This is a genomic window from Roseateles sp., from assembly GCF_031397715.1.
Classification (GTDB): Bacteria; Pseudomonadota; Gammaproteobacteria; order Burkholderiales; family Burkholderiaceae_C; genus Paucibacter_A.
The window spans coordinates 1-6,939 of record NZ_JANNMI010000406.1 but is presented as its reverse complement, the minus strand read 5'-3'; the positions used below and the strand labels follow the sequence as shown (position 1 = coordinate 6,939).

At 62.4% G+C, this 6,939-nt stretch carries 3 protein-coding genes and 2 pseudogenes; 3 read left to right on the top strand and 2 right to left on the bottom strand.

Features of this window, described 5'->3' with window-relative positions:
* From RMO57_RS17830 to RMO57_RS17820, 3 genes are all read left to right on the top strand, one after another.
* Positions 1-2,199: hydantoinase B/oxoprolinase family protein (locus RMO57_RS17830; RefSeq protein WP_310388927.1), on the top strand; the 2,199-nt coding region annotated here is incomplete at its 5' end.
* Positions 2,200-2,406: 207 nt separating this feature from the next.
* Positions 2,407-3,672, top strand: coding sequence for a nitronate monooxygenase (locus RMO57_RS17825; protein WP_310388925.1), 1,266 nt, complete (start codon positions 2,407-2,409; stop codon positions 3,670-3,672).
* A gap of 99 nt (positions 3,673-3,771) precedes the next feature.
* Positions 3,772-5,853: a M13 family metallopeptidase gene (locus tag RMO57_RS17820; RefSeq protein WP_310388923.1), complete on the top strand. Its 2,082-nt coding sequence runs from the start codon at positions 3,772-3,774 to the stop codon at positions 5,851-5,853.
* Positions 5,854-5,857: 4 nt separating this feature from the next.
* Here RMO57_RS17820 and RMO57_RS22040 read toward each other — a convergent pair.
* Both RMO57_RS22040 and RMO57_RS17805 read right to left on the bottom strand, forming a co-directional pair.
* Positions 5,858-6,322, bottom strand: a pseudogene (locus tag RMO57_RS22040) (type I restriction enzyme endonuclease domain-containing protein); the annotation flags it as partial.
* A gap of 245 nt (positions 6,323-6,567) precedes the next feature.
* Positions 6,568-6,939 (bottom strand): annotated as a pseudogene (locus RMO57_RS17805) (hypothetical protein); the annotation flags it as partial.

The following is a 6,939-nucleotide window of genomic DNA, read 5'->3' as shown; positions in this document are numbered from 1 at the left end:
GGCGTCTTGAGTGCCTATGGCATGGGTCTGGCCGACCGCATGGCGACGCGGGAGGCCGCAGTCGAACGCGTGCTTGATGCGCCCGGCCTAGCTGGCGCACGGGCACAGGCGGCGCTGCTGGCCCAAGCGGCGAGCGCCGAGCTGGTGGCGCAAGGGCTTGAGCTGGGCGTTCTACAAACGGTGACATCTTTGCAGCTGCGCTACCAGGGCACCGATACGGCGCTGAGCTGCCGCCTGGACGAGGGCGCCCGCTTGGATGATTTGCGGGCCGAGTTCGAGGCCGCCTATCGCCAACGCTTTGCCTTTTTGATGCCGAGCCGGGCGCTGGTGATCGAGGCGGTGATGGTTGAATGCAGCGCGGCCGGCGAGTCACTGCCGCCGACCTGCACCAAGCTCGAATTGACGCGGCACAGCCCGGCGCCCGAGGCGCAGATCCGCATCTATTGCCCGGCCGACGAGCAGCCCGCCGGCTGGCGTGCGGCGCAGCTGTTCGTGCGCGAGAGTCTGCGGATGGGCGCCCAGATCGACGGCCCGGCCATCCTGGCCGAGCGCAACGCCACCACTGTCATTGACCCCGGCTGGCAGGCGTGCTTGATGGCCGACGGTTGCATCGAAATCTGCCGGGTGCGGCCGCGCGCTCAGGCCTTCGCCGCGGGTACGCAGGCCGATCCGGTGCTGCTGGAGGTGTTCAACAACCTGTTCATGAACATCGCCGAGCAAATGGGCTTGCGCCTGCAGAACACCGCCCACTCGGTCAATATCAAGGAGCGACTGGACTTCTCCTGCGCGCTGTTCAGCGCCGCCGGCGATTTGATCGCCAATGCGCCGCATATCCCCGTCCATCTGGGCTCGATGAGCGAGTCGATTCACACGGTGATCGCGCGCAACCCGCGGATGGCGCCGGGTGATGTCTATGTCTTGAACGACCCGTATCACGGCGGGACTCACTTGCCGGATATCACCGTCGTCACGCCTGTGTTTCTGGATGCGACAACGCTGGAACGACCCAACTTCTTCGTCGCCTCGCGCGGCCACCATGCCGATATCGGCGGCATCACGCCGGGCTCGATGCCGCCGTTCTCCAACTCGATCGAGCAAGAGGGCGTGCTGATCGATAACTTCTTGCTGGTCCAAGGTGGCGAGCTGCGCGAGGCGGCAATGCTGGCGCTGTTGAATAGCGGCCCCTACCCCTCGCGCAACCCGACCCAGAACCTGGCCGATCTGCGCGCCCAGATTGCGGCGAATGAAAAGGGCGCGCAGGAATTGCGGGCGATGGTGGCGCAGTACGGCAGCGCGACCGTCGCTGCCTATATGCAGCATGTGCAAGACAACGCCGAGGAGTCGGTGCGCCGCGTCATCACTCACTTGCGCGACGGCGCGTTTACGCTGCCGCTGGACAACGGCGCGCAGATCGCGGTGGCGGTGCGCGTCAACGCGGCCGAGCGCAGCGCCGTGATCGACTTCAGCGGTACCAGTGCGCAGCTAACCAACAACTTCAACGCACCGCGCTCCATCACGATGGCGGCCGTTTTGTACGTGTTCCGCACTTTGGTCGACGACGCGATCCCGCTCAACGCCGGTTGTCTGAAGCCGCTCAAGATCGTCGTACCCGAGGGCTGCATGCTCAATCCACGCCATCCGGCGGCGGTGGTGGCCGGCAATGTCGAGACCTCAAGCTGCGTCACCAATGCGCTCTACGGTGCCTTAGGTGTGATGGCCGCCAGCCAATGCACGATGAACAATTTCACCTTCGGCAATGCCGACCATCAGTATTACGAAACCATCTCCGGCGGCTCAGGTGCCGGTCCGGATTTCGATGGCACTAGCGTCGTGCAAACCCATATGACCAACTCGCGGTTGACAGACCCCGAGGTGCTGGAATTCCGCTTTCCGGTGCGGCTGGAGTCCTATGAGATCGTGCCCGGCAGCGGTGGCGCGGGGCGTTGGCAGGGCGGCCATGGCGGCGAGCGGCGGGTTCGTTTCTTGGCCCCTATGACGGCGTCGATATTGAGCAACGGCCGCACGCAAGGGGCTTTCGGCATGGCCGGTGGCGGGGCCGGGGCGCCGGGCTGCAACTGGGTCGAGCGATCGGACGGCAGCAGCGAGACGCTGGCGCATATTGGCCAGGCCGACATGCAGGCGGGCGACGTGTTTGTGATTCGCACGCCCGGGGGTGGTGGCTATGGGCCTGCTGATTGAGGGGCACTGAGGCCAGCGCGTCATTGGCGGTGCCGGGCGGCGATACTTAGGTTTTTGCAAAGACAGGCGCGCATCCAAGTCTTGTCGTATGACAACACAAAGGCAGCCTATTTTTGGCACACTTGAACGCGGCGATTCTGCTGGCACCATGAGCCGCTAGCCTCGGTGCAGACAGCCGAGTCCACACTTCGAAAGTAGATAGAAAAAATGAAACGTCTGGATGATTTCCGACTGCGGCTGGGGCGGCACGAGTTGGTGCCCATCGTGATCGGTGGCATGGGAGTTGATATTTCTTCCTCCGACTTGGCGCTGGAAGCGGCGCGCCTGGGCGGCGTCGGCCATATCTCCGACGCGATGGTCAACACCTTGACCGACCGTCGCTACAAGACCAAGTACACCAAGGCCAAGCAGGCGCAGTTTCAGTACAACGTCGCGTCCGAGGACAAGTCTGACGTCAAGTTCAATCTGGAACATCTGGCCGAGGCGACCCGGCTGCATGTCGAGAAAACCATGGCGCGCAAGCAAGGCACTGGCCTGATCTTCATCAACTGCATGGAAAAGTTGACGATGAACGGACCCAAGGAAACGCTCAGCGTGCGCATGAATGCGGCGCTCGACGCCGGCATCGACGGCATTACGCTGGCGGCCGGCTTGCATCTGGGCTCGTTCGCGCTGATAGCCGAGCACCCGCGTTTTCGTGAGGCCAAGTTAGGCATCATCGTGTCCTCGTTGCGCGCGTTGCAGCTGTTCCTGAAGAAGAGCAGCCGCCTCAATCGCCTGCCCGACTACGTGGTGGTCGAGGGTCCGCTGGCCGGCGGCCACTTGGGCTTTGGCATGGACTGGGCCGAGTACGACTTGGAGAAGATCGTCACCGAGATCCATCAATACCTGCTGACCGAAAAGCTCGACATTCCGCTGATCGCCGCCGGCGGCATTTTTACCGGCAGCGACGCGGTGCGCTTTCTGGAACTGGGCGCCGCGGGCGTGCAGGTGGCGACGCGCTTCACCGTCACGCGTGAATGCGGTTTGCCGGACGACATCAAGCAGGAATACTTCAAGGCCAGCGAGTCCGATATCGAGGTCAACGAAATCTCGCCGACCGGTTACCCGATGCGCATGATCAAGGCCAGCCCCGGCATCGGTGACGGCATCCGCCCCAATTGCGAGGCCTATGGCTATCTGCTCGACGCGAATGGCAAATGCGCCTACATCACGTCGTACAACCGCGAAGTGGCGGCGCACCCGGGCGAGAAGCGCGTCTCGGTGATGGACAAGACCTGTTTGTGCACCCATATGCGCAACTTCGACATCTGGACCTGCGGCCAGCTGACCTGGCGCCTGAAGGACACCAGCCACCGCATGCCCGACGGCAGCTATCAGCTGCTGAGCGCCGAACATGTGTTCAAGGACTATCAGTTCAGCACCGACAACCAGGTCAAGCTGCCCGAGCCGGAGCTGGCGGTCAGCGCCTGATCCCCAAGCCGCCCCCTTTTAATGGGGTCAGGTTCATTTGTTTGACGGCCTTGCGCATGGGGCAAAATGCTCGCTCTTCACGAGAGAGCATTCGCAGTCATGGCCAAGACCCCCCACAATTTTTCCAAGCTCAATATGGCCCTGGCCCTGGTGTTGAGCGCCACGCTGGCGCATGCCGCGCCGGCCGAGCAGCCGCTGAGCGCGCTGCCCTACACGCCCAGTCTGGACCGGCCATCGATGGACCCCACGGTCGACCCCTGCGAGGACTTTTACCAATACGCTTGCGGCGGCTGGATCAACAACAATCCGATTCCCGCTGACCAGTCGCGCTGGTCGGTTTACGCCAAGATGGCAAACGAGAACCAGCGCTTTCTGTGGGGCATTCTCGACAAGCTCGCCGCCGCGCCGGAGCGCTCGGGCTTGAGCGCCAAGCAGGCGCAGATGGGCGATTACTTCGCCGCCTGCATGAATGAAGACGCGGCCCGCAGCCAAGCTTTGCTGCCGCTGCAGCCGCTGCTGGCCAAGATTGAGGCACTGGCGACCAAGCGCGAGCTGCCGGCGCTGCTGGCCGCCCTGCATCTGGCCACCCATAACGAGCGCTTCTTTTTCAGCTTCGGCTCGGGCCAAGATTTCGGCGACGCGACCCAGGTGATCGCCTTCGCCATGGCCGCCGGCTTGAGCCTGCCGGACCGAGATTTCTACGTCAACAAGGACGCCAGATCGCGCGCCATGCTGAAGAAGTTCGAGGCCCATGTGGCGCGCATCTTCGAGCTGGCCGGTGACACACCGCAAACCGCAGCATTGGCCGCCCGCACGGTGCTGGCGACCGAGACTGCGCTGGCCAGCGCCACCTTGACCCAGGTGCAGCGCCGCGACCCCTACAAGACTTACAACAAGGTCGACGCCAAGGCACTGCAAGCGCTAACCCCGCATTTCGACTGGTCGGCTTACCGCGCCGGCCTGGGTCTGCCCGCAGCGCTGCAAAGCTATAACGTCACCGAGCCGGCCTTCTTCAAAGCCTTCGACAAACGTCTGCAAACGCTCAGCCTGGCCGAGCTGAAAACCTATCTGCGCTGGGCCGCGTTGAGCAGCCACGCCGCCTATCTGGCGCCCGCAATGGTGCAGGCCAACTTTGATTTTTTCGGCCAGACCTTGCAGGGCACACCGCAAATCAAGCCGCGCTGGAAGCGCTGCGTCGAGCTGGTCGACGCGCAGCTCGGCGAGGCGCTCGGCGAGGAGTTTGTGCAGCGCAGTTTCAGCCCCGAATTGAAGCAGCAGACGCTGCAGATGACGGCCGAGATCGAGGCCGCCATGGCCGATAGCATCAAGGCTCTGCCCTGGATGAGCTCCGCCACCAAGACGCAGGCCTTGGCCAAGCTGGACAGCATCGTCAACAAGGTCGGCTACCCCGAACGCTGGCGCGATTACAGCGCCATGGCGGTTGATAGGAGCAGCTTTGTCGCCAATGTGCAGCGGGGCCATCGCTTCGAGTTCAAGCGGCAACTGGCCAAGATCGGCCGGCCGCTGGAGCGTGGCGAATGGGGCATGACGCCGCAGACCGTCAATGCCTATTACAACGCGCAGATGAATGACATCAACTTCCCCGCCGCCGTGTTGCAGCCGCCGCTTTACGACCCCAAGATGGACGCCGCGCCCAACTACGGCAACACCGGCGGCACCATCGGCCACGAGCTGGTGCATGGCTTCGATGACGAGGGCCGCAAGTTCGATGCCAAGGGTAATTTGAAGGATTGGTGGACTCAGAAAGACGGCAAATCATTTGAGCAACGCGCCGCCTGCGTGGCGCAGCAATATGCCGGCTACACCATCGTCGACAACATCAAGATCAACAGTCAGCTGACCCTGGGTGAAGACCTGGCCGACCTCGGCGGCTTGGTGCTGGCGCTGACCGCTTGGAAGCAGCATGTGGCCGCCCAGAACCTGCAGCCCATCGACGGCCTGACGCCGGAGCAGCGCTTCTTCGTTGGCTTCGCACAATGGGACTGCAATAACGCCCGCCCCGAGGCGCTGCGTGTGCAGGCGCTGACCAACCCGCACTCACCAGGCCGCTACCGCATCAATGGTGTGGCCGTGAATATGCCGGAGTTCGAGAAAGCCTTTGCTTGCAAGCCGGGGCAGGCGATGGTCAAGCCGGAGGCCAAGCGCTGCAAGATCTGGTGAGGGGCTATTTGCTCCAAGTATTCGACAAGTTCTCCGCCTGCTTGAGCACCAGTTCAACCGCGTCTTGCTCACCAGGACCAGGAGGCGGGTACTTCCACTTCTGCAAGCATCACCGCACCAGGATGCGCAACTTGGCGCGCACGCTTTCGCGCACCTGCCAATCCACCGAGGTGCTGGCCCGCAGTTTCTCGGTGATCTCGATGGCGATCTTTTTCAGCACCTCGTCGCCCAGCTCCCGCGCCGCACTCTCGTTGTTGGCGAGTGCGTCCTAGAAAGCGATTTCATCGCGGCCTATCTGCTCATTGGCCGGGCTCTTCAGCTCGACCACGGCCAGCGCCAGGCCGTTCACGAAGGCGACCACATCGGGCCGGCGGACCTGTTTGCTGCCGGTGATGGTGAGTTCTTCGAGTTGTTGTTCGTTCAGCATATTGGAACTCCTGCGCCTCCCCAGGCCTTCTGACAAACGGTCAGGTTTGCGATGAAATGAGAAGTTCTTTCAGCATCAACGAGTTGCGCAGTCATTGGAGTGCATGCCTCGTTTGCGATGAAATAGCAGCAGGACTCGCCCATACCGTGAAGGCGAATTGGCAGTGTGTCGAAAGACAACATCAGATTCGACACATCACCTCAATCGGTTGATCCGCCGGCAAGGATCATGAAACGCGACCATGCGGAGTTGTTCGAGGTGTCGTTCCGTCAGCATTCGGGGTGCCTTTACGATCCTTCCGCAGGCAACGACGCGGTCGCACAGTAGGCCTGCCGCTCGTGCGTAGGGGTGGTCGGAAACGCCAAGCTCAACGATTTGGACCTGACCATCTGTGTGAGATAGTTGTTTCTCAATGACACAGGCTTGCGATGCAGCAGTTCGGCCAGGGCGCTCAGGGTCAGGTAGTGGCCCTCACACACGGCCAGCAACGTCCGTTCCATGGCCAAACGTTCCATTTTCTTGTTCTGGTGCGCCTCAACGGCCAGCGCCTCCAACCGAGTCCTGAAGGCAGGGGACAGGCGGCTCAGGTCATTGATCACCGGCAAGGGAAGCTGCTCCGTCAGAAAATAGCCTTGCTCGTCACGTTGCGGTTCCAAAGG